Here is a 22,854-nt window from a genome sequence, read left to right on the forward strand (position 1 = left end):
TGTGCGGTGCCGCCGGGCCGGCGGACCCGGCATGCGGGAGCGCCCGGCCCCATGGGAGGCCGACGGCCCCGGGCGGCGCGTCCCGGCCGGCCGTGTCCCCGGCGGCGCTCACCCGCACACGGTCACCGTCACCCCGGGCCCGTCCCACCGCACCCGCGCCCCCGCTCCCCCGGCCCACTCGACCTCCAGTTCCGCCGCACCGGCCGGCCGTACGGACACCAGCTCGCCCAGCGGCGGCGGGTCCGGCTCGGCGGTGAGGCGGGCCAGGGCGACGAACAGGGTGTCCCCCGCGCCGACGGACCCGGCGAGGTCGTCGGACAGGCCCACCGCCGGCAGGAGTTCGGCTCGTGCGCCCGCCCCCTCGGTCCACCCCGTGACCCGCACCGGCGTGCCGGGCTCGGCTCCGGAGACCAGGTGACACCGCACCTCCGCCGCACCCTCGGCGAGCACCACGCTGGTCACGGTGATCCCGTCGCCGACGGTGTGCCGGGAGGCGATCCACCCCTCGCCCGTGCCCAGCGGCTCGATGCCCGTACGGCCCGGATTCCCCCCGACGATCACGCTGTTGTCGTCCGACGCCGCCGGAACGGTGGCCGAGGAATAGGCGAGCCGCGTGTAGAACGGGTCGTAACGGACGTCCTCGCTGCCGTGGTTGTGCAGCCGGACCAGCCCGTCCGAACGGGTCGACTGCACCAGCCAGTTGGGGGCGGGCAGCGGCCTCACCGCATCCGCGCGCCCGGCCGGCCCCGGTTCCTCGGGCGCCGTCCACACCTCGTGCTCGGCCGGCAGCAGCAGCCCGAGGAAGCCCTTGCTCGCCCAGTACGGGGAGGCCGGACCCGAATAGCCCTGCACGAACGAGGTGTCGGGCCCGAGCCAGCCGAGCGGGAGCAGGCCCCGTCCGTCGACCGCGCCGCCGTCGAGGAAGTACCGCAGCGCCCCAGAGGCCAGGCGTCGCGTCTCCCCCGGTGACAGGGGTGTGTGACCGGTCAGCGCGCCCAGCCACAGCGGGGCCGCGGTGGCGAAACGGTAGGTCAGCGAACGCCCTTGGGGCACGGGGGCGCCGTCGCCGCCGAACAGGTGGGCGTAGTCGGCGAGGTACCGTGCCAGGCGCCGGCCGTACCGGGACAGCAGTTCGCGGTCGTCGGCCAGCCAGGCGTGCAGCACCGGGTACAGGTGCAGGGCCCAGCCGTTGTAGTGGTCGAACCTGCGGCCGTCGCCGTCGGTGTACCAGCCGTCGCCGACGTACCAGGTCTCGATCCGCTCCAGGCCGCGGTCGATCGCCTTGCGCGCCCCCTCCGGCCGGTGGCCGATCTCCGCCAGGAATCCGCCGACGGTGACCGGGAACAACTCCCAGTTGTTGGGCCAGGGTTCGGCGGTGAGGGCGTCCGCCAGCCAGTCGGCCGTCCGTTCGCGCACTTTGTCGTCCAGCCGGTCCCACAGCAGCGGCCGGGTCAGTCGCAGGGCGAGCGCGACCGATGCGGCCTCGACGAGCGGCTGGCTGCGGTCGGTGACGTCCGGCCAGACTCCGCCGGGCCCGGCCGCGAGTCCGTCGGCGTACCGGCCGAGCACGGTCCCGTCCTGCCGGAAGGCGGCGAGCAGCAGCGTGCGGGCGTATCCCTCCAGGCCGTCGGAGAGGCGGCCGGAGTGGCTCACGTGGTCGCCGGGGAGGTGGTAGAGGGCACGGTCGGCGGTGGCGTACGGCTCGACCGCGGCGAGGAGCGCGTCGGCGGCGGCCTCCCAGTGGGCACGGGTGAAACCGGTGTACGGGCTCGGCCCACGGTCGTCGGGGGGCAGTCGGATCACGGCGGTGGCGGTCCTTTCCCGGCGGAGGGTCCGTCGCTCGGGACGGACGGATCGCCGGGACCGTACCGCTCGGGAAAGCGCTTTCGAAAGGGGTTCCGCTCCCCGGCCCACGAACCGCACCCCGTCGACTAGCGTCGTGGCATGACCAGCGACACCTCCCCCGGCCTCGCCGAGGCCCTCGCCGACGGGACCGTGGTGCTCGACGGCGGCCTGTCCAACCAGCTGGAGTCCGCCGGACACGACCTGGGCGACGAGCTGTGGTCGGCGCGGCTGCTCGCCGAGCGGCCCGAGGCCATTGCCGAGACGCACCTGAGCTACTTCCTCGCGGGCGCGAGCGTGGCGATCACGGCCAGCTACCAGGCCACCTTCGAGGGCTTCGCGAAGCGCGGCACGGGCCGCGACGAGGCGGCGCGGCTGCTCACGCTGAGCGTGGACCTCGCCCGCGAGGCGGCCCGGCGGGCGGCGGAGGCGGGTGTGGACCGGCCGCTGTGGGTGGCGGCCTCGGTCGGGCCGTACGGGGCGATGCTCGCGGACGGCTCCGAGTACCGCGGCCGGTACGGCCTCGGCGTCGACGAGCTGGAGCGGTTCCACCGGCCGCGCATCGAGGTGCTGACCGCCGCCGAGCCGGACGTCCTGGCGCTGGAGACCGTGCCGGACGCCGACGAGGGCGCCGCGCTGCTCAGGGCGGTGCGGGGGCTGGGGGTGCCGGCGTGGCTGTCCTACTCGGTCGACGGTCGGTACACGCGTGCCGGGCAGCCCCTGGAGGAGGCCTTCGCAGCGGCCGCCGCCGTGGACGAGGTGATCGCGGTGGGGGTGAACTGCTGCGCGCCGCAGGACGTGACGCCCGCCGTGGAGATCGCGGCCAGGGTCACCGGGAAGCCGGTCGTGGTCTACCCCAACAGCGGCGAGACCTGGGACGCGCGGGCACGGGCCTGGACCGGGCGTACGACGTTCGGCCCCGAGCAGGTGCGGACGTGGCGGGAGGCCGGGGCGCGGTTGATCGGGGGCTGTTGCCGGGTGCGGCCGGAAGCGATCACCGCGATCGCCACGGCCGTGCGTGAGCTCCGCTGACACCCGCGAGCCGGGAGCGCCGGCCTGCCGCGAGCCGGCTGTGCGGCCCGCGCGACCACCGGGCGGCCGCGGCCGTGGACGGACGCGATCGCCGGCTCAGCGGCGTCGCACCCCCACGGTCCGCCGCAGACGCCGTACCGCGGCCGCGAGTTCGGCTCCGGGGGCGCGGACGTCGGCCGTGGGCGGGGTGTCCGGTCGGGGGTCCGGCGCCGGGACGAGGGGCACGGTCGACCACAGGGCGGTCTCGGCGTCCCGGGGTCCGTGGGCGGTGTACGCCACGGCGTCCGCGGCGTCCGGCTCGGGGTCGCCGAAGGTCCGCACGGGGTGCGAGGCGTCCCAGGCCTGCCAGCCGGGGTCCCCGGTCTTCGCGAAGCGCACCCACGCCCCGTGCATCGCGTCGCACAGCTCCTGCGCGGCGCCCTCACCGGCCAGCTTCTTCGACTCGGGCACGTCACCGGTGTCGAACACGAACCCCAGTTCCAGGGCGTGGCAGGCGCCGAGGCCGGTCAGTCCGGAGGGCCAGGCGAACTCGTAGAGCCAGGACTCGGCGGGGCGGGCGTCGGCGAGGCGCTGCAGCGGCAGGCGGAGCAGGTGGTCCGTGACCATCTGGCCGACGATCTCGGCGGCGCCGGCGCCGGGGCGCAGTGAACGGTAACCGCGGGGCACCTCGTGGCCGGTGTGGCAGCGGGCCATGGCCCCGGCCAGGGCGACCGGGCCGAGCCGGTCGACGTGGTCGAGCAGCCCGCCGGGCACCAGCCACAGCCGGTACTCGTCCCGGGTCCAGCCCATGAGGAGCTCGACGCCCGGCGCCGCGTCGCCGTCGAGCAGGGCCTGGAGCGGGTCGCGGGGTACGACGTCACCGTCGACGACGATGCCGAACGAGGGTCCGCCCAGCACCGGGCTGCTGAGCCGGCCGACCTCCGCCTGGGTGCGCAGCAGCAGGTCGCGGTCGACGGCGGCGAAGGCCTCGGCGGTGGCGGGGATCTTCAGCCGGGTGGCCATGCGGCGCACCATGCGGCGCACCTTGTCCCGGTCCGAGGCCTCCGGCGCGCCGCTCTGCAGAACGGCGCGCCGGATCAGTCCCTGGGACTGGGGGGCGGCGAGGAGGGCTCCGGCGCTGATCGCGCCGGCCGACTGGCCGCACAGGGTGATCCGGTCCGGGTCGCCGCCGAAGGCGGATATCGCCTCGTGCACCCAGGTCAGGGCGGCGAGCTGGTCGCGCAGGCCGGGGTTGGGGGGTGCGTCGGGGAAGAGTCCGTAGCCCTCGGTGCCCAGCCGGTAGTTGACCGACACGAAGACCACGCCGTCCCGGGCGAAGGTGCCGCCGTCGTACACGGGCACGGCCGACGAACCCCGGGTCAGGGCGCCGCCGTGCAGCCAGAGCAGGACCGGGAGCCGGGCGCCGGGGTCCGGGGCGGGCGTCCACACGTTGAGGTTGAGGCAGTCGTCGCCGGGGATCTCCGGGTCGGACAGGTAGTGGGCGAAGGCGTCGGAGTACGGCGGCTTGGGCGTGGTCGGCCCGAAGACGACGGCCTCACGCGTGCCGTCCCAGGGCTCGGGCGGCTCGGGCGGGCGGAACCGCCGGGGGCCGAAGGGCGGGGCGGCGTACGGGATGCCCCGGAAGACGGCGACACCCTTCTCGTACCGGCCGCGCACCCTCCCGTGAGGCGTTCCGACCACAGGGCCCGCCTGGTCTGCCGTCATCGCCCACCAGCCCTTCGCCGCGTCCGCGCACTCTCCTCAGTCACACCGGTGCACTGCCGCACCGTGCACAACAGAGCATCACAGGGCGCGCGGGTATTCCGGTGCACGGACGCCGTGCTGAGCCGTTCGAGGGACCTCGGCCCCTGCTGCGCGGACTTTCGAAGGTGACCCGCATCCCGCAAGATCGTTTGCCGGGCATGAACCGCACCACGCGCACCGCAGCGGCCCTCGCCGGGACCGCAGTCGCTCTGGTCACGGCGTACGGCACGGCGCAGGCCGCCGACCACGTCCTCGCCCCGGGACAGCACCGCGCCACCGTGGCCGCGCCCGTCGGCGGGCAGGACCGGGAGGACGCCGGGGTCGGCGAGAACGGCCGCCCCGGCCCCGGGTGAGGACTGACCGCGCGGACGGCCGGGCACCTCCCGCACGGGATGCCCGGCCGTCGTCGAACGCGCTGGTCTGTCACGGAGTGGCCGCGCTCAGTCCTCCTCGCCCCGGCCGGCCGCTCCCACCAGGGCCTCGACCACGTCCACAGCACTGCCGTCGTGGTCGCTGCCCGCGGTGCCACTGCCGGTCTGGGCGTTGCCCGCGCGGTCGATCTCCAGGATCGAGTCCTGCTCCGAGTTGTCGACCACGGTCCGCGAGTTGTCGATGACGGTGATCACGCCGCCGGACGCGGCGGCCGGCACCGCACCGGACGCGAGGAGCGCCGCCGTGCAGAGCGCGGCGGCCCCGATCCGGGGAACCGCACCCGTCACACGCCCACGCCCTCGGGGGCGAGCCGCTCGGGGGCGATGTTGCGTTCCAGCAGGCTGGTGGAGGCCTTCACCCCGATGCCGCTCGCGGGGTCCACCTCGGGCAGCCGGCCGTCGGCCGCCTTCAGACCGGAGAGCGCGGAGTCCATCGCCTCGTGCGCGGCGAACAGGCAGGGGGTGCTGTAGATCGCCACGTCCACGCCGAGGTCGGACAGTTCACCGAGGGAGAGGCGGGGGGACTTGCCGCCGGCGATCTGGTTGAACAGCAGCGGCTTGCCGCCGACCACCTCGCGGATGCGCTTGATCCACTCGACGCTGCGCACGCCGTCGACCAGGACCACGTCGGCGTCGGTCGCGGCCAGCCGCTCGGCGCGGTGCAGGATGTCGTGCTCGTCGGTGGCGTCCGTACGGGCGACGACGACCAGGTCCGTGCGCGTCCGGAGGACCTTGTCCAGCTTCTCCAGGTACTCCTCCAGCGGCAGCACCTGCTTGCCGTCGGCGTGCCCGCAGCGGCGCGGCCGCTTCTGGTCCTCCAGGATCACGCCGGAGGCGCCGATGCGCTCCAGGCCCTCGACGACGTGACAGGCGACCTCGGGGTCGACGTAGCCGTCGTCGATGTCGACCAGCAGGTGGTGGTGCGGGAACGCGCCGCGCAGCCGCTGGACGAAGGCGACCATGTCCGGCCAGGCGATGAATCCGATGTCCGGCAGGCCGTAGTACGAGGCCGCGAACCCGAAGCCCGAGACGAACATCCCGTCGTAGTGCTTGGCCGCGATCGACGCCGAGTACATGTCGTACACGCCGATCAGCGGTGTGGTCCCGGGCCCGGCGATGCGCTCGCGCAGCTTCTTACCGTGGGTCAAGGTCCGGCTCCTTCTGTGGGTGGGTGACGCGGGTCGGGGTCGACCGCCGCGTCTCGACGCCCTTTACCAAGACAAGAGCATCCCTAGATGGTCGCGTGACCATCCACGGACGCCGGCTTTACTCACTCCAATGGTGGAGGCGGTTCACCGCAGAAACGTCACTCGGCGAGCCGTCCCGCCCAGGCGGTGCCGCCTTCGGGGCGGGCGAGGACGTCCGGATCGCGGCGGGCGGCGGCCCGCGTGACCGAGTGCCGCGTAGAACGCACGTCCGCCGTCGCGTCGACAGCGCACCTCTCGCGCGCCCAGGTATTTGAACACGTTCAACAGGACCCCTAGGATCGGGGACCTCGCCGGCGCTCGAACAAGGGGGCATGCGTCGCATGATGAGGGAGCTCCGTCATGGCCTGGAGCAGTTGGCGCGGTTCGGACTGGTCCAGGCACGCTGCTGCGCCTTCGCCGTGGCACTGCTCGCGGGCATCGCCGGCTCCCGGCTCCTGCCCCAGCTGCCGGTGGCGCGCTACGACCTGGTGCTGGTCTACGGGGTGCTGCTCACCCTCGTCGCCCGCAAGGCGGGCTGGGAGACGGGCCGGGACACCGCGGTGATCGCCGTGTGCCACGTGCTGGGGCTGCTGTTCGAGCTGGTCAAGGTGCGCATGGGGTCGTGGAGTTACCCGGAGGACGCGCTCACCAAGGTCGCCGGGGTGCCGCTGTACGGCGGCTTCATGTACGCGGCGGTCGCCAGCTACGTGTGCCGGGCCCGACGGCTGATGCGGCTGCGTTTCACCCGTTACCGCGCCGCGGCCACGACCGTGGTGGCCGCCGCCGTCTACCTGAACTTCTTCACCCACCACTGGATGCCCGACCTGCGCTGGCCGCTCGCGCTGGCGATGGCCGCCGCGACCGCCGGGACCTGGGTCGGCTTCCGGGTGGGCGCCCACCGCTACCGTCTGCCGCTCGCCGTCTCCTTCGTCCTGATCGGCTTCTTCCTCTGGGTCGCCGAGAACGCCGCCACCTACGTCGGCGCCTGGAGCTATCCCCAGCAGCTCGCCGGCTGGCAGCCGGTACCGCTGACCAAGTTCGGCGCCTGGTCCCTCCTGATCAGCGTGACGTTCGTGCTGGTCGAACACCTCGCGGCCACCGGGCCCGGCCGTACCGCCGGCCACCCCGAGGACGGCCCGACCGCGGTGTCCGATTCCTTCAAGACCGGCTGACCCCCGCCCGCCTACGGTGGCCCCATGACTCCACGATTCGCCGTGATCGGCGTGGTCGCCTCCGACCTCGCCGCCTCGCTCGCCTTCTACCGCCGCCTCGGGCTGGTCTTCCCCGACGGAGCCGAGGACCAGCCGCACGTCGAGGCCGAGTTGCCCGGCGGCCTGGTGCTCGCCCTGGACACCGAGGACACCGTCCGCTCCTTCCACCCCGGCTGGCGGCCCCCCGCCGGCGGCGGCCGGGTCGGGCTCGCCTTCCGCTGCGGCTCACCGGCCGAGGTCGACGCGCTCTACGAGGACCTGGTGAGCGCAGGCCACCATGGGGAGCTGAAGCCGTGGGACGCCTTCTGGGGGCAGCGGTACGCCACCGTGCACGACCCCGACGGCAACGGCGTGGACCTGTTCGCCCCGCTACCGGCCCCCGCCGAGTAGCCGCCCGAGCGGGCGGCCCGCCAACTCCCTGACCTCACGCGCGAGGTGCGGCTGGTCCGCGTACCCGGCCCGGACGGCCGTCTCGGCGTACGACACCCCGGAGCGGGCCAGCGCGAGCGCGCGCTGCAGACGCAGGATACGGGCGAGCGTCTTGGGGCCGTAGCCGAAGGCGCCGAGACAGCGGCGGTACAACTGGCGGGCGCCCAGGTCCAGTTCGTCGGCCGTGCCGGCCACCGGGCGGCCCTCGCCCAGGCACTCCACCAGTCGGCGCAGCAGCGGGTCGGGCACGGCCGCCCACGCGCTCCGGTCCAGGGCGATGTCCTCCAGGGCCGTCGCCGGGTCGGGCGCCGCCTCGACCCGGTCGCGCAGCCGCCGCACCCGGGAGGCGGGCCAAAGGTCCGCCAACTCCACCCGACTGTCGCGCAGTTCGTGCGCCTGGACGCCGAGGAGGGCCGGCGCGGTACCGGGGAAGAAGCGGATGCCGGCCCAGGCGCGAGGCGGTCCGTCCGGGACGTGGGCCCGGGTGTCCGGGCCCGCCACCAGCAGCCGGCCCTCGGTCCACAGCAGGTCCATGCAGCCGTCGGGCAGCACGGGCCGGGCACCGGTCGCGGCCGGGGTGTTCGTCCACACGACCGCCCCGGTCAGCCGCGACGCACGTTCCGCGTACACGGCTGCCAGCCTACGTCGGCACGGCTGCCGATGCGGGTCCCGTGGGGCGGCCTCCACGGTCGCTCCGTTCCGCCATGGCTTCCCGTGGGTGACCGTCAGGAGCGGGCGGTCGCGGTCCGCACCGTCGATCCTGCGATGCCGCACCGCGCCGGAGAGCAGACGCAGTGCCGGTGGCGCCCCGCCCAGCGGAAGCGCCGGTCCCTGCGCCGCACCGAGTGCCCGGGCCGCCTCTCCCGGCCGGCGGCCTCCACCGGTGCTCCGCACCCAGGGGTGGAGAGGCTCGTGCCCCGGGCCGGGGACAAGCCCCCGGACCGCCGCTCAGGCCCGGCCGGCCGTGAGGGTGCCCGCGCGGTGGTCCTGGGGGCTGACGCCGTACACCCGCTTGAAAGCCGTGGAGAGGGCGAACGGGCTGCCGTAGCCGACCTGGCGGGCGATGGTGTCGAGGGTGAGGTCGGTGTCGCGGAGCCGGTCGGCGGCGAGGGCGAGCCGCCAGCCGGTCAGGTAGGACATCGGCGGCTCGCCCACGAGGCCGGTGAAGCGGCGGGCCAGCGCCGCCCGGGACACCCCGGCCTCGGCGGCGAGCGCGGCGACCGTCCAGGGATGCGCCGGATCGTCCTGGAGCAGGCGCAGCACGGGGCCGACGACCGGGTCCGCCAGGGCGCGGTACCAGGCGGGCGCCGCCGAGTCCGGGCGGGAGAACCACGCCCGCAGGGAGCTGATCAGGAGCAGGTCGAGCAGACGGTCCAGGACCACCTCCTGGCCGGGCTCGTCACGGACGATCTCCTGCGTCAGCAGCGGCGTGAGCGGGCAGGACCACAGCTCGTCCGTCAGGGTCAGCAGCGGCGGCAGCGCGTCGAGCAGGCGGCCGCTGATCTCGCCGCGCATCAGGTAGGTGCCGATCAGCATCACCGTGCCCGCGTCGGGGCGGTCACCCCAGGTGCGCACGCCGAGGTCCATGGAGCCGTTCAGGGAGCCGCCGTCGGGATACCGGCACTCGCCGCCGGGCAGGATCAGCGCCTGCGGGGCGGTGTCCGGGGTGTCGCCGCAGGTGTAGGGCCGCGGGCCGCGCGCGATCGCCAGGTCCCCCGGGCCGAGCCGCACCGGACCGCCGCCGGCGTCGTGGGTGATCCAGCAGCTGCCGCGCGCCATGAGCATCACCGTCAGCGGCGCCTCGTCCGCCACGCGCACGGCCCACGGCGGGTCGAAGCAGGCGCGGATCATGAAGGCGCCCCGCGCGCGTGGGCCGTCCAGCAGGCCGGCGAGTGCGTCCATGGGGGGCAGCGTAGACGCACGCTCCGGGCCGTGCGGACGCACGACGGCGGCCGCGTGGACGCACGCTTGTGGAGACGAGCCGCTCGGCCATGTCGGTGTGCCGCGCCCACCGGTCGACCGGCGGACATGACACGCAACGCCCAGAACAACCAGGGCACCGAGGTGTCGGCGGTCTCGGGGTCCGCCGAGGATGTGGAGTTCCTGGCCGGACTGTTCGCGTCGCTGCTCGACGGACGCGACGAGCGTCCGACGGACGGGGCACGGCGGGTGCTGGGCCGTGCGCCGCGCGACCTCACCGACGACGCGCGGGAGACCGCCGCGTCCGGCGCGTGGACGGACCGACCGGACCGGCGCGGGCGCGGGTCACCTCTCCGGATGCGTCGCGTCCCCGGTGCCGCCGCCGGACTTGTGGGAGTGGTGCGGGTTCTTGGCGTGGGTGCGCAGGCGGGCGGTCACGTCCGCCGGGGGCAGGAAGCGGGACCAGCGCTCGGGGAACTCGGAGGGCATGTCCGGGTCGTCCGGGTCGGTCTCGCGGCCGGCCGCCGTACGGGCCACGTACTCGGCGACCTGGGCCTCCAGGATCCGGTCGTTCGCCTCGCGGGCGGCGGCCGTGGCCGCGGCGGGCCAGACCCGGTCGATCGCGGCGTTCACGGCGGCGCCGACGAGGACCGCGAAGGCGGACACACCGATCCACAGGAGGACGGCGACCGCGGCGGCGAGGGAGCCGTAGATGGTGGCGCCCTCGATGGTGCTGGTGAGGTAGATGCGGAGCAGGAAGCTGCCGAGGACCCACATGGCCAGGGCGACCAGGGCACCGGGCACGTCCTCGATCCACGGGGAGCGGACCGGCACCGACACGTGGTACAGCGTGGTCAGGAAGACGATGGACAGGACCATCACGACCGGCCAGTACAGGACCTGGACGACCGACTCCGACCAGGGCACCACACGCACCACCGCGTCCGGTCCTGCGACCATCAGCGGCAGCGCCACCGAGCCGATCAGCAGCGCCACGATGAACAGCAGGAAGGCCATGATCCGGGTCTTGACGATGCCCCGGACGCCGTCGAGGCCGTACATGACCGTGATCGTGTCGATGAAGACGTTGACCGCGCGCGAGCCCGACCACAGGGCGAACAGGAAGCCGATGGAGATCACGTCGGGCCGGCCGCCCCGCATCACGTCGTGCAGGATCGGCTCGGCGATGTCCTTCACGCCCTTGTCGGAGAGCACCGTGTGCGAGGCGACCAGAAGGTTGGTCTCCAGACTGTGGATGGTGTCCGCGCCGGTCCAGTCGTCGACGTAGCCGAGCAGCCCGATGAGGCTCAGCAGCAGCGGCGGCACGGACAGCAGCGTGAAGAACGCCGCCTCCGCCGCCAGACCCAGGATGCGGTACTCCATGCAGGAGTTGACGGTGTCCTTGAGCAGCAGCCAGGCGGTCCTGCGCTTGGAGACGTTCCGGTAGAGGGCTCTGGCCCGGTGGAGCCGGCCGGCGGGCCGCTCTGGGGATTCACTTGCTGGCTGCACGTCCTAACGGTATCCGCCGTACCGGGCCGCCCTCACCTTCCGGGGGCGATCACCGGTCCGGGGCATCGGGTTCCGGGCGCTGTGCCACTCTGGGGTCATCACCGCCGCCGTCCCGGGTAGGTTCGCAGTCATGGCAGGCACCCCCACCCACACCGTGACGAACCAGCCGCCCCCGCTGGCCGGCTACGACGTCTTCGCGGCCGACCGGGCCCTCTTCGACGCGGTCGAGCGGTACACCGACCCGGGCGTGCTGGACGAGGTGCGCGCCGAGCTCTCCGCGCTCGGCCGGGCCTCCGGCTCCGCGCAGCTCCAGGAGTGGGCGGTGCAGGCGAACGAGCACCCGCCACGGCTGCGCACCCACGACCGGTACGGCCACCGGATCGACGAGGTCGACTTCCACCCGGCCTGGCACCGGCTTCTCGGCAAGGGCGTCTCGGCCGGTCTGACCGGTGCCTGGTCCCGGCCGGCCGGGCATGTGCGGCGGGCGGCGGGGTTCCTGGTGTGGACGCAGGTCGACGCGGGCAACTGCTGCCCGCTGTCGATGACGCACGCCGCCGTGCCCGCGCTGCGCGCGGACCCGGAGCTGGCCGCCGAGTGGGAGCCGCGGCTGGCGTCCACGATCTACGACCGTGAGCTGCGGCCCGCCGGACAGAAGCCCGGGGCCGTCTTCGGTATGGGCATGACCGAGAAGCAGGGCGGCAGCGACGTACGCGCGAACACCACCGAGGCGCGGCCCCTGGCCGAGGCCGGCACCTACCTGCTGACCGGGCACAAGTGGTTCTGCTCGGCCCCCATGTCGGACGCCTTCCTGGTGCTCGCGCAGGCCCCGGACGGGCTCACGTGCTTCCTCGTGCCGCGCGTGCTGGACGACGGCACCCGCAACGTCTTCCGTCTCCAGCGGCTGAAGGACAAGCTGGGCAACCGCTCCAACGCCTCCGCCGAGGTGGAGTTCGACGGCACCTGGGCGCGCCGGGTCGGCGAGGAGGGGCAGGGGGTGCGGACCATCATCGGGATGGTCGCCGCGACCCGGCTGGACTGCGCGCTCGGTTCCGCGGGCCTGATGCGGCAGGCGGTGGCGCAGGCGGTCCACCACAGTGCCCATCGCGAGGCGTTCGGCGGGCGGCTGATCGACAAGCCGCTGATGCGCAACGTGCTCGCCGACCTCGCGCTGGAGTCCGAGGCCGCGACGGCGCTCGCCCTCCGGCTCGCCGCCGCGTACGACGACGGCGGCGAGCGGGAGCGTGCGTTTCTGCGGCTCGCGGTGCCGGCCGCGAAGTACTGGATCACCAAGCGCTGCGCGCCGGTGGCCGTCGAGGCCGCCGAGTGCCTGGGCGGCAACGGCTACGTCGAGGAGTCGGGCCTGCCCCGGCTGGTGCGCGAGTCGCCGCTGAACTCCGTCTGGGAGGGCGCCGGGAACGTGCAGGCGCTGGACGTGCTCAGGGCGCTGCGGCGGGAGCCGGGCGCGCTCGACGCGTGCCTCACGGAGATCGGGCGGGCGCACGGCGCCGACCACCGTCTCGACCGGGCGGTGAAGGACCTGTTCACCGAGCTCGCCGACCTGGACGGCATAGAGGGCCGGGCCCGGCGGCTGGTGGAACGGCTCGCGCTGGTCCTCCAGGGTTCGCTGCTGGTGCGCCACGCGCCCCCGGAGGTCGCCGACGCGTTCTGCGCGTCCCGGCTGGGAGGTGACCACGGCGCGTCCTTCGGCACCCTGCCCGCGGGTCTGGACCTCGCGGCGGTAATGGAGCGGGCCCGGCCGGTCTCCTGAGCGGGCGCACCCACCCGCGTGTCCGCCGAACCCCCGGTGAGGGTGGTGCTGCGCCGACACGGCACCACCCCCACCACGTGGGCCCCTTGAAGCCCGCGGACGCACGAGGCGTCAGGTCAAGTCTCAGCCACCCCGCATCGGGGCACCAGGGTTGCAAGGGGTTGCAACTTGTGGGCGCACGTGCGCGGAGTGTGTGCCTCCGTCCTGCTCGCGACGGCAGTATGAGAGGCGGAGCCGGACCGGAAACCGCCGCCCGGACGGCTTGACAAGCGTGTTCGATGCGTCCCCCAGGAGGGCCCCAGTGGTGAACTCGCCCATGAACGTGGCGCGTCTGGCCGCCGTGGACGCGGCGCGGGCGGCGCGGGTGCTGAGCGAGGTGCGCGAGGCGACCCTCGCCGGGCAACGTGCGCGGATCGCGCCCCGGCCGGTGATCGAGCAGTCCTGGGAACGGATGCTGCGCAGCGGTGTCGATCCCGACCACGACTCCAGATCGGCGCCGCTGCCCTCCGAGGAAGTGCGGCGCAGGCGTGAGGAGTCACCGCTCAGGCACGTCCTGCCCGTGCTGCGCCAGGGGCTGCTTTCGGTCGCGGACGTCGCCCACCACATCATGGTGGTCGCGGACGCAGAGGGGCGCGTGCTGTGGCGGGAGGGCTCGCGTCCGGTGCTGCGCAAGGCGGACGGACTCGGTTTCGAACTCGGCGCGGACTGGCGGGAAGACGTCGTCGGCACCAACGGCGTGGGCACCCCGGTGGTCGTACGGCGGCCCGTCCAGGTCTTCGCCGGCGAGCACTTCGTCCGCTCGCACACCTCGTGGACGTGCACCGGCGCCCCGATCACCGATCCCAGGGACGGGACCCTGATCGGGGTCGTGGACGTCAGCGGTCCGCTGGAGACCATGCATCCGGCGACCCTGGCCTGGGTGGACTCGGTGGCCAAGCTGGCGGAGGCGCGGCTGCGCGAACTGCACGGCGCCTCGCTGGAGCGGCTGCGGGTCGTCGCGGCGCCCGTGCTGGCCCGGCTGGAGGGGCGGGCGCTGGTGGTGGACCGGGACGGCTGGGTCGCCGCGGTGACCGGGATGCCGTACGTGCGGCGGGTCGCGCTGCCCACGTCGTGCACGCCGGGCCGGCGGTGGCTGCCCGCACTGGGTTCGTGCGCGGTGGAGCCGCTGGCCGGGGGCTGGCTGCTGCGGGCGGACGACGAACCGCTCGCCACCGCCGCCACCCGGATCGTGCTGGACCTCGCCCGGCCGGGCCGCTGCACGCTGACCGTCGAGGCCGCCGCGGGTTCCTGGTCCCGCGAAGTGAGCCCGCGGCATGCCGAGTTGCTGTTCCTGCTCGCCGAACACCCGTCCGGGCGCGGCGCGGCGAGCCTGGCCGGAGATCTGTTCGGGGACACCTCCCGGACGGTGACCGTACGTGCGGAGATGTCGCGAATCCGGCGGTATCTCGGGGAACTTCTTCAGCATCGGCCCTACCGGTTCGGCGGCTCCGGAGAGGTCGTCGTCCTGCTCCCCGACGACCCGCGTGACCTGCTGCCCCGGTCGACGGCGCCCGCGGTGGTACGGCGGCGGACGGCCCCGGCACCGGTCCGGCGGGCGCTTCCCTGACGACCGGGGCAGGCGCTCCGTGCGTGTGTCTTCCGCATATTTGCGGGGTCTTCGCCCTGCGCGGCCCGTTACTGCCGTAGAGTCCCCTACGGGCCTCCCCACCTGCTCCTCGGTCAACGTACGGACCATCAGGCGCAGTTGGCCCGCCTCGGGAGGAGACATGAAGCATCGCGGCAGACACCGCCGACGCAGACGGGGCGCGGCGCTCCGCGCGGTCCTGACCGGGACCGCGCTGGCGCTCACCGCGGCCGCCACCATGATCAGCGTGTCCCAGGCCGACGTGACCGACGACCCGGGTGCGCTCAAGCCGCTCACCTCCGCCGCGGACACCGGCAGGCTCCAGCTCCGTGAGCACCTGGTCCCGGCCCGCACGCTCGACCGGCTCTCCGCCGCGATGGGCCGTCCGGTCGGCGTGGACGGGGTGCTCGGGAACGCGGAGCGCGCGATGCGGGAGGGCCCGGCCTGCTCCGCCGACGACCGCGCCTCCCTGCCCGTGGCCCCGGCCGCCACCCGCGCCTACTGCTGGGACGAGGCCGACGCCGCGTCCGCCGACTGGCGGCCGGCCTCGGTGACCGGCTCCGGGGACGCCGACGACGACGGCGTCTGGGGCACCCACCGCGCCCTGGTGGCCGGCTGGACCCACAGCACCGCCACCGGCCGTCCCGCGGAGCGGGGACTCGCCCGGGTCGCCCTCGTCGACGCCGACGACCCCGACCACCTCACCTACGACTGGGTGCTGCTGGTCGTCCCGGTCCAGGGCGGCCGGGACTACCGGGGCCTGGCCTCCGGCATCTCGGGCCTGGTCTGGTACCAGGACAAACTGCTGGTGACCACCAGGACCGGCAGCGCGGACGCGCTCTACGTCTACGACCTCGACCGCATCCAGCGCACCACGATCGACGCGACCGCGATCGGCCGGGTGCCCGGCGGCTGGTCCGCCGACGGCTACCGGTACGTACTGCCCGCGGTCGGCTCGTACCGCTTCACCGCCGGCCGCTGTACGGCGTCCGGGGCGCCCTGCCCCGGCGCGCTCGCCCTGGACCGCGGTACGGCCCCCGACAGCCTGGTCGCCGCGGAGTGGACCGCCCCCGGCGGCGACCGGCAGGCCCGGCTGTGGCGGTACGCGTTCAGCACCGATCCCGCCCGCGCCGGGCTGCTCGCGACGGACCCCGCGGGGCGGGCGGACGCGGTGGAGGCGTACCGGACCGGGACCTCCGGCATCCGGGGGGTGCTGTCGTACCGGCAGCCCGGGGCGAAGCTGCCGTCCTGGTATGTGGGACACCTGCCCGGTTCGCGGGACGGGCACGGCGGGCTGTGGCGGCAGGACACGAAGGATGCGCGGGCGGCGCACTGCGGCGCGGACTCCTCGCACCGCTGCTGGGCGCGGGAGGCCGGCTCCCTCTCCTACTGGCAGGAGACCGGCGAGGTGTGGTCGCTGTCGGACCGGATGCTCTTCTCCCTGCCCCTGGCGACCCTCGACCGCTCACTGCGGTGACACCCGTCCGGCCCGGGTGCCGTACGACCCGGGTGCCGGGCGGCCCGGGTGGGCGGTGCGCATCCGCGGTGACCTGCGCACCTGCGTGACCCGGTCGATCGACAGACGGGCCGACGGGATGATTCCCTGGCCCGCATGAGCAGCGTCCCTGTCACCACCTGGTCCCTGGAGCAGACGTCCCCGTCCGACCTCCTGCCCGCCGCCGCCCCCGAGGGCGACGTCAGGATCGTCCGTGCGGAGGTCCCCTCCCCCGAGTTCAGCCGCTTCCTGTACGCCTCGGTCGGCGGCGACATCCGGTGGACGGACCGGCTCGGCTGGAGCCACGCGCGGTGGCGGGAGTACCTGGAGCGGCCCGGCGTGGAGACCTGGGTGGCGTACGACCGGGGCACCCCGGCCGGTTACGTCGAACTGGAGGCACAGGGCGAGGGCGTCGTCGAGATCGTCTACTTCGGTCTGCTGCCCGCCTCCCGCGGCCGGCGCATCGGCGGCCATCTGCTGTCGTCCGGCACGGCCCGCGCCTGGGACCTGGCCGAGCGGTGGCCCGGGCGTACGCCGACCAAGCGGGTGTGGCTGCACACGTGCAGCAAGGACGGCGAGTACGCGATGGACAACTACCGGCGGCGCGGCTTCAAGTTGTTCGACACCAAGGTGGAGCTGGAGCCCGAGATCGCCACTCCCGGCCCGTGGCCGGGCGCATACCCCGCCTGATCTGCCGGGACAAGTCTCCCGACGGCACATGTGAGCGACGACACCCTTGTTCCACATTTCGGGACAAGGGTGTCCGTATCTTGGACGAAGCTGGACTGTGTCCAGATCGCCGTGACACGCTTCCGCCATGCCTGGAACTGGAATTGCCTTGGTGAGTCGGCGGCACGTCGACCTCGGCCGCATGTCCAGCGCCATCTGTCCGGCGAGCTGAGCCTCCAGCACCGCCGAGAACCCGGGATTCCCCCGCACTCCTGCCCGCGCAAGGACGCGCACGCGTGCCCGCATGCCCGTATACGCAGGTCAGAACCGCTTTCCGCCTGTCCCGAAGGACGTACGAACCATGGCCGCCACCCCACAGAACCCTGCCGCCTCCGCGCCCCGCCGCAAGGTGAGCCGTCACCGTGGCGAGGGTCAGTGGGCAGCGGGGCACTTCACCCCGCTCAACGGCAACGAGCAGGTCAAGAAGGACGACGACGGTCTCAATGTGCGGACACGCATTGAGACGATCTACTCCAAGCGCGGTTTCGACTCGATCGACCCGAGCGACCTGCGCGGCCGGATGCGCTGGTGGGGGCTGTACACCCAGCGCAAGCCCGGGATCGACGGCGGCAAGACCGCGATCCTGGAGCCGGAGGAGCTGGACGACGAGTACTTCATGCTCCGGGTCCGCATCGACGGCGGCGCGCTCACGACCCGGCAGCTGCGGGTGATCGGGGAGATCTCGCAGGAGTTCGCGCGCGGTACGGCGGACATCACCGACCGGCAGAACGTGCAGTACCACTGGATCCGGATCGAGGACGTGCCCGAGATCTGGGACCGGCTGGAGGGTGTGGGCCTGTCCACGGTCACCGCCTGCGGCGACACCCCGCGTGTGATGATCGGCTCGCCGGTCGCGGGCATCGCCGAGGACGAGATCATCGACGCCACGCCGGCACTGGAGGAGATGAAGCGCCGGGTCCTGAACAACCCGGCGTACTCGAACCTCCCGCGCAAGTTCAAGACGGCCATCTCGGGTTCACCGCTGCTCGACGTGGTGCACGAGATCAACGACGTGGCGTTCGTCGGCGTCCGGCACCCCGAGCACGGCCCGGGCTTCGACGTGTGGGTCGGCGGCGGTCTGTCCACCAACCCCAAGCTCGGTGTGCGGCTCGGCGCCTGGGTGCCGATCGACGAGGTCCCGGACGTCTACGAGGGCGTCATCTCGATCTTCCGCGACTACGGCTACCGCCGCCTGCGCAACCGCGCCCGGCTGAAGTTCCTCGTCGCCGACTGGGGCGCGGAGAAGTTCCGTCAGGTGCTGCAGGACGAGTACCTCCGGCGCGAGCTGGTCGACGGGCCCGCCCCCGAGCAGCCGAGCCGGCAGTGGCGCGACCACATCGGCGTGCACCGGCAGCAGGACGGCCGGTTCTACGTCGGCTTCGCGCCGCGCGTGGGCCGCGTCGACGGCGCCACCCTCACCAAGGTCGCCGACCTCGCCGAGGCGCACGGCTCCGGCCGGGTCCGCACCACCGTCGAGCAGAAGATGATCGTCCTCGACGTCGAGGAGGGGCAGGTCGAGTCGCTGGTCGAGGGCCTGGAGGCGCTGGACCTCACCGCCCGACCGTCCACCTTCCGGCGCGGCACCATGGCCTGCACCGGCATCGAGTTCTGCAAGCTCGCCATCGTCGAGACCAAGCAGCGCGGTGCGCAGCTCATCGACGAACTGGAACGCCGGCTCCCGGACTTCGAGGAGCCGATCACCATCAACCTCAACGGGTGCCCGAACGCCTGCGCCCGCATCCAGGTGGCGGACATCGGTCTCAAGGGCCAGCTCGTCCTCGACGAGCGGGGCGAGCAGGTCGAGGGCTACCAGGTGCATCTCGGCGGCGCGCTAGGCCTGGAGGCGGGCTTCGGCCGCAAGGTCCGCGGTCTGAAGGTCACTTCGGACGAGCTGCCCGACTACATCGAGCGGGTCCTGAAGCGCTTCCAGGCGGAGCGCGAGGACGGCGAGCGGTTCGCCACGTGGACCGCTCGCGCTTCCGAGGAGGCCTTGTCGTGAGTGAGCGGGCCGCGCCCTTCTTCTGCCCCTACTGCGGCGACGAGGACCTGCGTCCGAACGAGCAGGGTCACGGCGCCTGGGAATGCGGGGCGTGCAACCGCGCATTCCAGCTGAAGTTCCTCGGGCTGCTCGCCCGGGGCCTGCAGCGAGCCGACGACGGAGGGGACGAGCGCATATGACGACCGCTCAGGACCAGCGCACCGAAGACGAGTTGAAGCAGCTCGCCGCACAGGCGGGCCGCGACCTGGAGAACGCCTCCGCCCTGGAGATCCTGCAGTGGGCGGTGGACACCTTCGGCAGCGGATTCTGCGTCACCTCCTCGATGGAGGACGCCGTGGTCGCCCATCTCGCCTCGCGCGTACTCAAGGGCGTCGACGTCGTCTTCCTCGACACCGGCTACCACTTCCCGGAGACCATCGGCACCCGGGACGCCGTGGAGGCGGTGATGGACGTCAACGTCATCACCCTCACACCGCGGCAGACGGTCGCCGAGCAGGACGCCGAGTACGGGCCGAAGCTGCACGACCGCGACCCCGACCTGTGCTGCCGGCTGCGCAAGGTGCGGCCGCTCGAGGAGGGCCTGCAGAACTACCGGGCGTGGGCGACCGGCCTGCGCCGCGACGAGTCCCCGACCCGGGCGAACACCCCTGTGGTCGGGTGGGACGAGAAGCGGCGGAAGGTCAAGATCTCCCCGATCGCCCGCTGGACCCAGGACGACGTGGACGCGTACGTCGCGGAACACGGCGTGCTGACCAACCCCCTGCTGATGGACGGCTACGCGTCCGTCGGCTGCGCCCCGTGCACCCGCAGGGTCCTGGAGGGCGAGGACGCGCGCGCCGGCCGCTGGGCGGGGCGCAACAAGACCGAGTGCGGGCTGCACGGATGACCGACGAGCGGATTCAGGAGAACCACGTGACGACCGGAGCCACCGTCTGGCTCACGGGTCTGCCGAGCGCCGGCAAGACCACCATCGCGTACGAACTGGCGGGCCGGCTGCGTGCCGAGGGCCACCGGGTCGAGGTGCTCGACGGCGACGAGATCCGCGAGTTCATCTCGGCGGGGCTCGGCTTCTCCCGCGAGGACCGGCACACCAACGTGCAGCGCATCGGCTTCGTCGCCGAACTGCTGGCCCGCAACGGCGTCAAGGCGCTGGTGCCGGTGATCGCGCCGTACACGGACAGCCGGGACGCGGTGCGCAAGCGGCACGAGGAGAACGGGACGCCGTACCTGGAGATCCATGTGGCGACCCCGGTCGACGTGTGCAGCGAGCGCGATGTGAAGGGGCTGTACGCCAAGCAGGCCGCGGGCGAGCTGTCCGGACTCACCGGGGTCGACGACCCGTACGAGGAGCCGGAGACGCCCGATCTGCGGATCGAGTCGCAGCACCAGACGGTGCGGGAGTCCGCCGCGTCCGTGCACACGCTGCTGAGCGAGAGGGGACTGGCATGACCACGGCCTTCAAGGCGGAGGAAGGCACGGAGAGCCCGTACGCGCTCTCGCACCTGGACGCGCTGGAGTCCGAGGCGGTCCACATCTTCCGTGAGGTGGCGGGCGAGTTCGAGAACCCGGTGATCCTGTTCTCCGGCGGCAAGGACTCCATCGTCATGCTGCACCTGGCGCTGAAGGCGTTCGCCCCGGCGGCGGTCCCCTTCTCCCTGCTGCACGTGGACACCGGGCACAACTTCCCCGAGGTGCTGGAGTACCGGGACCGGGTGGTCGCCGCACATGGTCTGCGCCTCCATGTGGCCTCCGTCCAGGACTACATCGACCGCGGTGTGCTCAAGGAGCGTCCCGACGGCACCCGCAACCCGCTCCAGACCCTCCCGCTGACGGAGAAGATCCAGAGCGAGCGGTTCGACGCCGTCTTCGGCGGCGGTCGCCGGGACGAGGAGAAGGCCCGCGCCAAGGAGCGCGTGTTCTCCCTGCGCGACGAGTTCTCCCAGTGGGACCCGCGCCGCCAGCGCCCGGAGCTGTGGAACCTCTACAACGGCCGGCACGCCCCGGGCGAGCACGTCCGCGTCTTCCCGCTGTCCAACTGGACCGAGCTGGACGTGTGGCAGTACATCGCCCGCGAGGACATCGAGCTGCCGCAGATCTACTTCGCGCACGAGCGCGAGGTGTTCGCGCGCGCCGGCATGTGGCTGACCGCGGGCGAGTGGGGCGGTGCCAAGGACGGGGAGACGCTCGAGCGGCGCCTGGTCCGCTACCGGACCGTCGGCGACATGTCCTGCACCGGCGCCGTCGACTCCGACGCCACCACGCTGGACGCCGTCATCGCCGAGATCGCCGCCTCCCGGCTCACCGAGCGCGGCGCGACCCGCGCCGACGACAAGCTCTCCGAGGCCGCGATGGAAGACCGCAAGCGCGAGGGGTACTTCTAAGCATGAGCACGACCACGACCGAGGCACTCTCGGCCACCACGTTGCTGCGGTTCGCCACCGCCGGCTCCGTCGACGACGGCAAGTCCACGCTGGTCGGACGGCTGCTGCACGACTCCAAGTCGGTCCTCGTCGACCAGCTGGAGGCCGTGGAGCGCGCCTCCGCCAGCCGCGGACAGGACGCCCCGGACCTCGCGCTGCTCACCGACGGCCTGCGTGCCGAGCGGGAGCAGGGCATCACGATCGACGTGGCGTACCGCTACTTCGCCACGCCCCGCCGCCGTTTCATCCTGGCCGACACCCCCGGTCATGTGCAGTACACGCGCAACATGGTCACCGGCGCGTCCACCGCGGAGCTGACGGTCGTCCTGGTCGACGCCCGCAACGGCGTGGTCGAGCAGACCCGGCGGCACGCGGCCATCGCCGCCCTCCTGCGGGTCCCGCACGTCGTCCTCGCCGTCAACAAGATGGACCTCGTCGGCTACGAGGAGAGCGTCTTCGCGGCGATCGCCGAGGAGTTCACGGCGTACGCGACCGAGCTGGGCGTCCCGGAGGTCACCGCGATCCCGATCTCGGCGCTCGCCGGCGACAACGTCGTGGAGCCGTCCGCGAACATGGACTGGTACGGCGGCCCGACCGTGCTGGAGCACCTGGAGACCGTGCCGGTCAGCCACGACCTGGCGCACTGCCACGCGCGGCTGCCCGTGCAGTACGTGATCCGGCCGCAGACCGCCGAGCACCCGGACTACCGTGGCTACGCGGGCCAGATCGCGGCCGGTACGTTCCGCGTCGGCGACCGGGTCACGGTCCTCCCGTCCGGCCGGACGACGACGGTCTCCGGCATCGACCTGCTTGGCACGCCGGTCGACGTGGCCTGGACGACGCAGTCGGTGACCCTCCTGCTGGAGGACGACATCGACGTCTCGCGCGGCGACCTGATCGTGCCGACGAAGGACGCGCCGGCCACCACGCAGGACGTGGAGGCGACCGTCTGCCATGTCGCGGACGCCGCGCTCACCGTCGGCCACCGGGTCCTGCTCAAGCACGGCACCCGCACGGTCAAGGCGATCGTGAAGGACATCCCGTCCCGGCTGACGCTCGACGACCTGTCCCTGCACCCGCACCCGGGCCGGCTCGCCGCCAACGACATCGGCCGGGTGAAGATCCGTACCGCGGAGCCGCTGCCGGTCGACGCCTACGCCGATTCGCGCCGCACGGGCTCCTTCATCCTCATCGACCCGAACGACGGCACCACGCTCACCGCGGGCATGGTCGGCGAGTCGTTCGCGTCCCCCGAGCCGGTCAAGGACGCGGCCGACGACGACGGATGGGACTTCTGACGATGAACTCCACCGACTACTGGTCCACGTTCGCGAAGGAGGGCGGCCGCGTCGGCAGCGGAGCGCTCGGCAGCGGACAGGGCGGAGTGGCGCGATGTGCGTGCTGACGTACGCGCACTGCCTGCGCGCCCTGACCCCCCACAGCCGTAGACGCAGACCTGCCGACCTCCCGGCCACGACCTGAAAGACCGTGACCGCCGGGCCTCCGAGAGGAACA

Annotated in this window: 22 protein-coding genes; 15 read left to right on the plus strand and 7 right to left on the minus strand. The window is 73.3% G+C overall.

The genetic code is table 11. The features are described from left to right. Nucleotides 1-108: 108 nt before the first annotated feature. The gene (locus tag BLW57_RS09895; protein ID WP_176985920.1) at nt 109-1,800 is read right to left on the minus strand and encodes a DUF2264 domain-containing protein; all 1,692 of its coding nucleotides are present in this window, start codon (nt 1,798-1,800) and stop codon (nt 109-111) included. Nucleotides 1,801-1,944: 144 nt separating this feature from the next. Here BLW57_RS09895 and mmuM point away from each other — a divergent pair, with 144 nt between their 5' ends. Beyond that, nucleotides 1,945-2,874: a homocysteine S-methyltransferase gene (gene mmuM, locus BLW57_RS09900; RefSeq protein WP_093473781.1), complete on the plus strand. Its 930-nt coding sequence runs from the start codon at nt 1,945-1,947 to the stop codon at nt 2,872-2,874. Between the two features lie 96 nt (nt 2,875-2,970). Here the strand turns inward: mmuM and BLW57_RS09905 are convergent, their stop codons facing one another. After that, nucleotides 2,971-4,578, minus strand: a complete 1,608-nt coding sequence (locus tag BLW57_RS09905; RefSeq protein WP_176985528.1) for a carboxylesterase/lipase family protein — start codon at nt 4,576-4,578, stop codon at nt 2,971-2,973. Nucleotides 4,579-4,775: 197 nt separating this feature from the next. On the opposite strand from BLW57_RS09905, the gene BLW57_RS09910 reads away from it, so the two are divergent. Further along, the gene (locus BLW57_RS09910; protein WP_093473783.1) at nt 4,776-4,970 is read left to right on the plus strand and encodes a hypothetical protein; all 195 of its coding nucleotides are present in this window, start codon (nt 4,776-4,778) and stop codon (nt 4,968-4,970) included. Between the two features lie 87 nt (nt 4,971-5,057). On the opposite strand, the gene BLW57_RS09915 is transcribed toward BLW57_RS09910, so the two are convergent. Then, nucleotides 5,058-5,336: a hypothetical protein gene (locus BLW57_RS09915; RefSeq protein ID WP_176985529.1), complete on the minus strand. Its 279-nt coding sequence runs from the start codon at nt 5,334-5,336 to the stop codon at nt 5,058-5,060. Continuing rightward, a complete protein-coding gene (locus BLW57_RS09920) occupies nt 5,333-6,196 on the minus strand; it encodes an isocitrate lyase/PEP mutase family protein (protein WP_093473785.1) in 864 nt (287 codons plus the stop codon). The genes BLW57_RS09915 and BLW57_RS09920 overlap by 4 nt, the downstream gene beginning before the upstream one ends. Nucleotides 6,197-6,576: 380 nt before the next feature. Here BLW57_RS09920 and BLW57_RS09925 point away from each other — a divergent pair, with 380 nt between their 5' ends. Both BLW57_RS09925 and BLW57_RS09930 read left to right on the plus strand, forming a co-directional pair. Continuing rightward, on the plus strand, nt 6,577-7,407 hold the full coding sequence (locus BLW57_RS09925; RefSeq protein ID WP_256339451.1) for a DUF817 domain-containing protein: 831 nt from the start codon (nt 6,577-6,579) through the stop codon (nt 7,405-7,407). 24 nt (nt 7,408-7,431) lie between these two features. Next, nucleotides 7,432-7,836 carry a VOC family protein gene (locus tag BLW57_RS09930; protein ID WP_093473787.1) on the plus strand — a complete coding sequence of 135 codons (405 nt, stop codon included), beginning with the start codon at nt 7,432-7,434 and terminating at the stop codon, nt 7,834-7,836. On the opposite strand, the gene BLW57_RS09935 is transcribed toward BLW57_RS09930, so the two are convergent. The 3 genes from BLW57_RS09935 to BLW57_RS09945 form a co-directional block, all read right to left on the minus strand. Continuing rightward, nucleotides 7,816-8,505 (minus strand): helix-turn-helix domain-containing protein, encoded by a 690-nt coding sequence (locus BLW57_RS09935; protein WP_093473789.1) that lies wholly within the window; start codon nt 8,503-8,505, stop codon nt 7,816-7,818. The genes BLW57_RS09930 and BLW57_RS09935 overlap by 21 nt on opposite strands. 318 nt (nt 8,506-8,823) lie before the next feature. Continuing rightward, the gene (locus BLW57_RS09940; protein ID WP_093473790.1) at nt 8,824-9,777 is read right to left on the minus strand and encodes an AraC family transcriptional regulator; all 954 of its coding nucleotides are present in this window, start codon (nt 9,775-9,777) and stop codon (nt 8,824-8,826) included. Nucleotides 9,778-10,140: 363 nt separating this feature from the next. Continuing rightward, entirely contained in the window at nt 10,141-11,304 is a 1,164-nt protein-coding gene (locus BLW57_RS09945; protein ID WP_176985530.1) for a YihY/virulence factor BrkB family protein, read from the minus strand. Between the two features lie 130 nt (nt 11,305-11,434). Between BLW57_RS09945 and BLW57_RS09950 the strand changes: the two genes are divergently transcribed. The 11 genes from BLW57_RS09950 to BLW57_RS09995 all read left to right on the plus strand — a co-directional run bounded on the left by BLW57_RS09950 (nt 11,435) and on the right by BLW57_RS09995 (nt 22,637). Then, nucleotides 11,435-13,072, plus strand: coding sequence for an acyl-CoA dehydrogenase family protein (locus BLW57_RS09950; RefSeq protein ID WP_093473792.1), 1,638 nt, complete (start codon nt 11,435-11,437; stop codon nt 13,070-13,072). 316 nt (nt 13,073-13,388) lie between these two features. After that, nucleotides 13,389-14,678: a GAF domain-containing protein gene (locus BLW57_RS09955; RefSeq protein ID WP_176985531.1), complete on the plus strand. Its 1,290-nt coding sequence runs from the start codon at nt 13,389-13,391 to the stop codon at nt 14,676-14,678. 160 nt (nt 14,679-14,838) lie between these two features. Continuing rightward, a complete protein-coding gene (locus BLW57_RS09960) occupies nt 14,839-16,173 on the plus strand; it encodes a hypothetical protein (RefSeq protein WP_093473795.1) in 1,335 nt (444 codons plus the stop codon). Between the two features lie 135 nt (nt 16,174-16,308). After that, nucleotides 16,309-16,881: a GNAT family N-acetyltransferase gene (locus BLW57_RS09965; RefSeq protein WP_093473796.1), complete on the plus strand. Its 573-nt coding sequence runs from the start codon at nt 16,309-16,311 to the stop codon at nt 16,879-16,881. A gap of 127 nt (nt 16,882-17,008) precedes the next feature. After that, a complete protein-coding gene (locus BLW57_RS43070; RefSeq protein WP_310739661.1) occupies nt 17,009-17,092 on the plus strand; it encodes a putative leader peptide in 84 nt (27 codons plus the stop codon). A 129-nt stretch (nt 17,093-17,221) separates the two neighbouring features. Next, nucleotides 17,222-18,919, plus strand: a complete 1,698-nt coding sequence (locus tag BLW57_RS09970) for a nitrite/sulfite reductase (RefSeq protein ID WP_093473798.1) — start codon at nt 17,222-17,224, stop codon at nt 18,917-18,919. Continuing rightward, nucleotides 18,916-19,098, plus strand: a complete 183-nt coding sequence (locus BLW57_RS09975; protein WP_093473799.1) for a hypothetical protein — start codon at nt 18,916-18,918, stop codon at nt 19,096-19,098. Before BLW57_RS09970 ends, BLW57_RS09975 begins: the two co-directional genes overlap by 4 nt. Beyond that, entirely contained in the window at nt 19,095-19,805 is a 711-nt protein-coding gene (locus tag BLW57_RS09980; protein WP_093473800.1) for a phosphoadenylyl-sulfate reductase, read from the plus strand. The genes BLW57_RS09975 and BLW57_RS09980 overlap by 4 nt, the downstream gene beginning before the upstream one ends. Continuing rightward, entirely contained in the window at nt 19,802-20,368 is a 567-nt protein-coding gene (cysC, locus tag BLW57_RS09985) for an adenylyl-sulfate kinase (protein WP_093473802.1), read from the plus strand. The genes BLW57_RS09980 and cysC overlap by 4 nt, the downstream gene beginning before the upstream one ends. Beyond that, nucleotides 20,365-21,300 carry a sulfate adenylyltransferase subunit CysD gene (gene cysD / locus BLW57_RS09990; protein WP_093473803.1) on the plus strand — a complete coding sequence of 312 codons (936 nt, stop codon included), beginning with the start codon at nt 20,365-20,367 and terminating at the stop codon, nt 21,298-21,300. The genes cysC and cysD overlap by 4 nt, the downstream gene beginning before the upstream one ends. 2 nt (nt 21,301-21,302) lie before the next feature. Continuing rightward, entirely contained in the window at nt 21,303-22,637 is a 1,335-nt protein-coding gene (locus BLW57_RS09995; RefSeq protein ID WP_093473805.1) for a sulfate adenylyltransferase subunit 1, read from the plus strand. Nucleotides 22,638-22,854: the final 217 nt, after the last annotated feature.

Origin of the sequence: Streptomyces sp. 1222.5, assembly GCF_900105245.1 — a bacterium.
Classification (GTDB): Bacteria; Actinomycetota; Actinomycetes; order Streptomycetales; family Streptomycetaceae; genus Streptomyces; species Streptomyces albidocamelliae.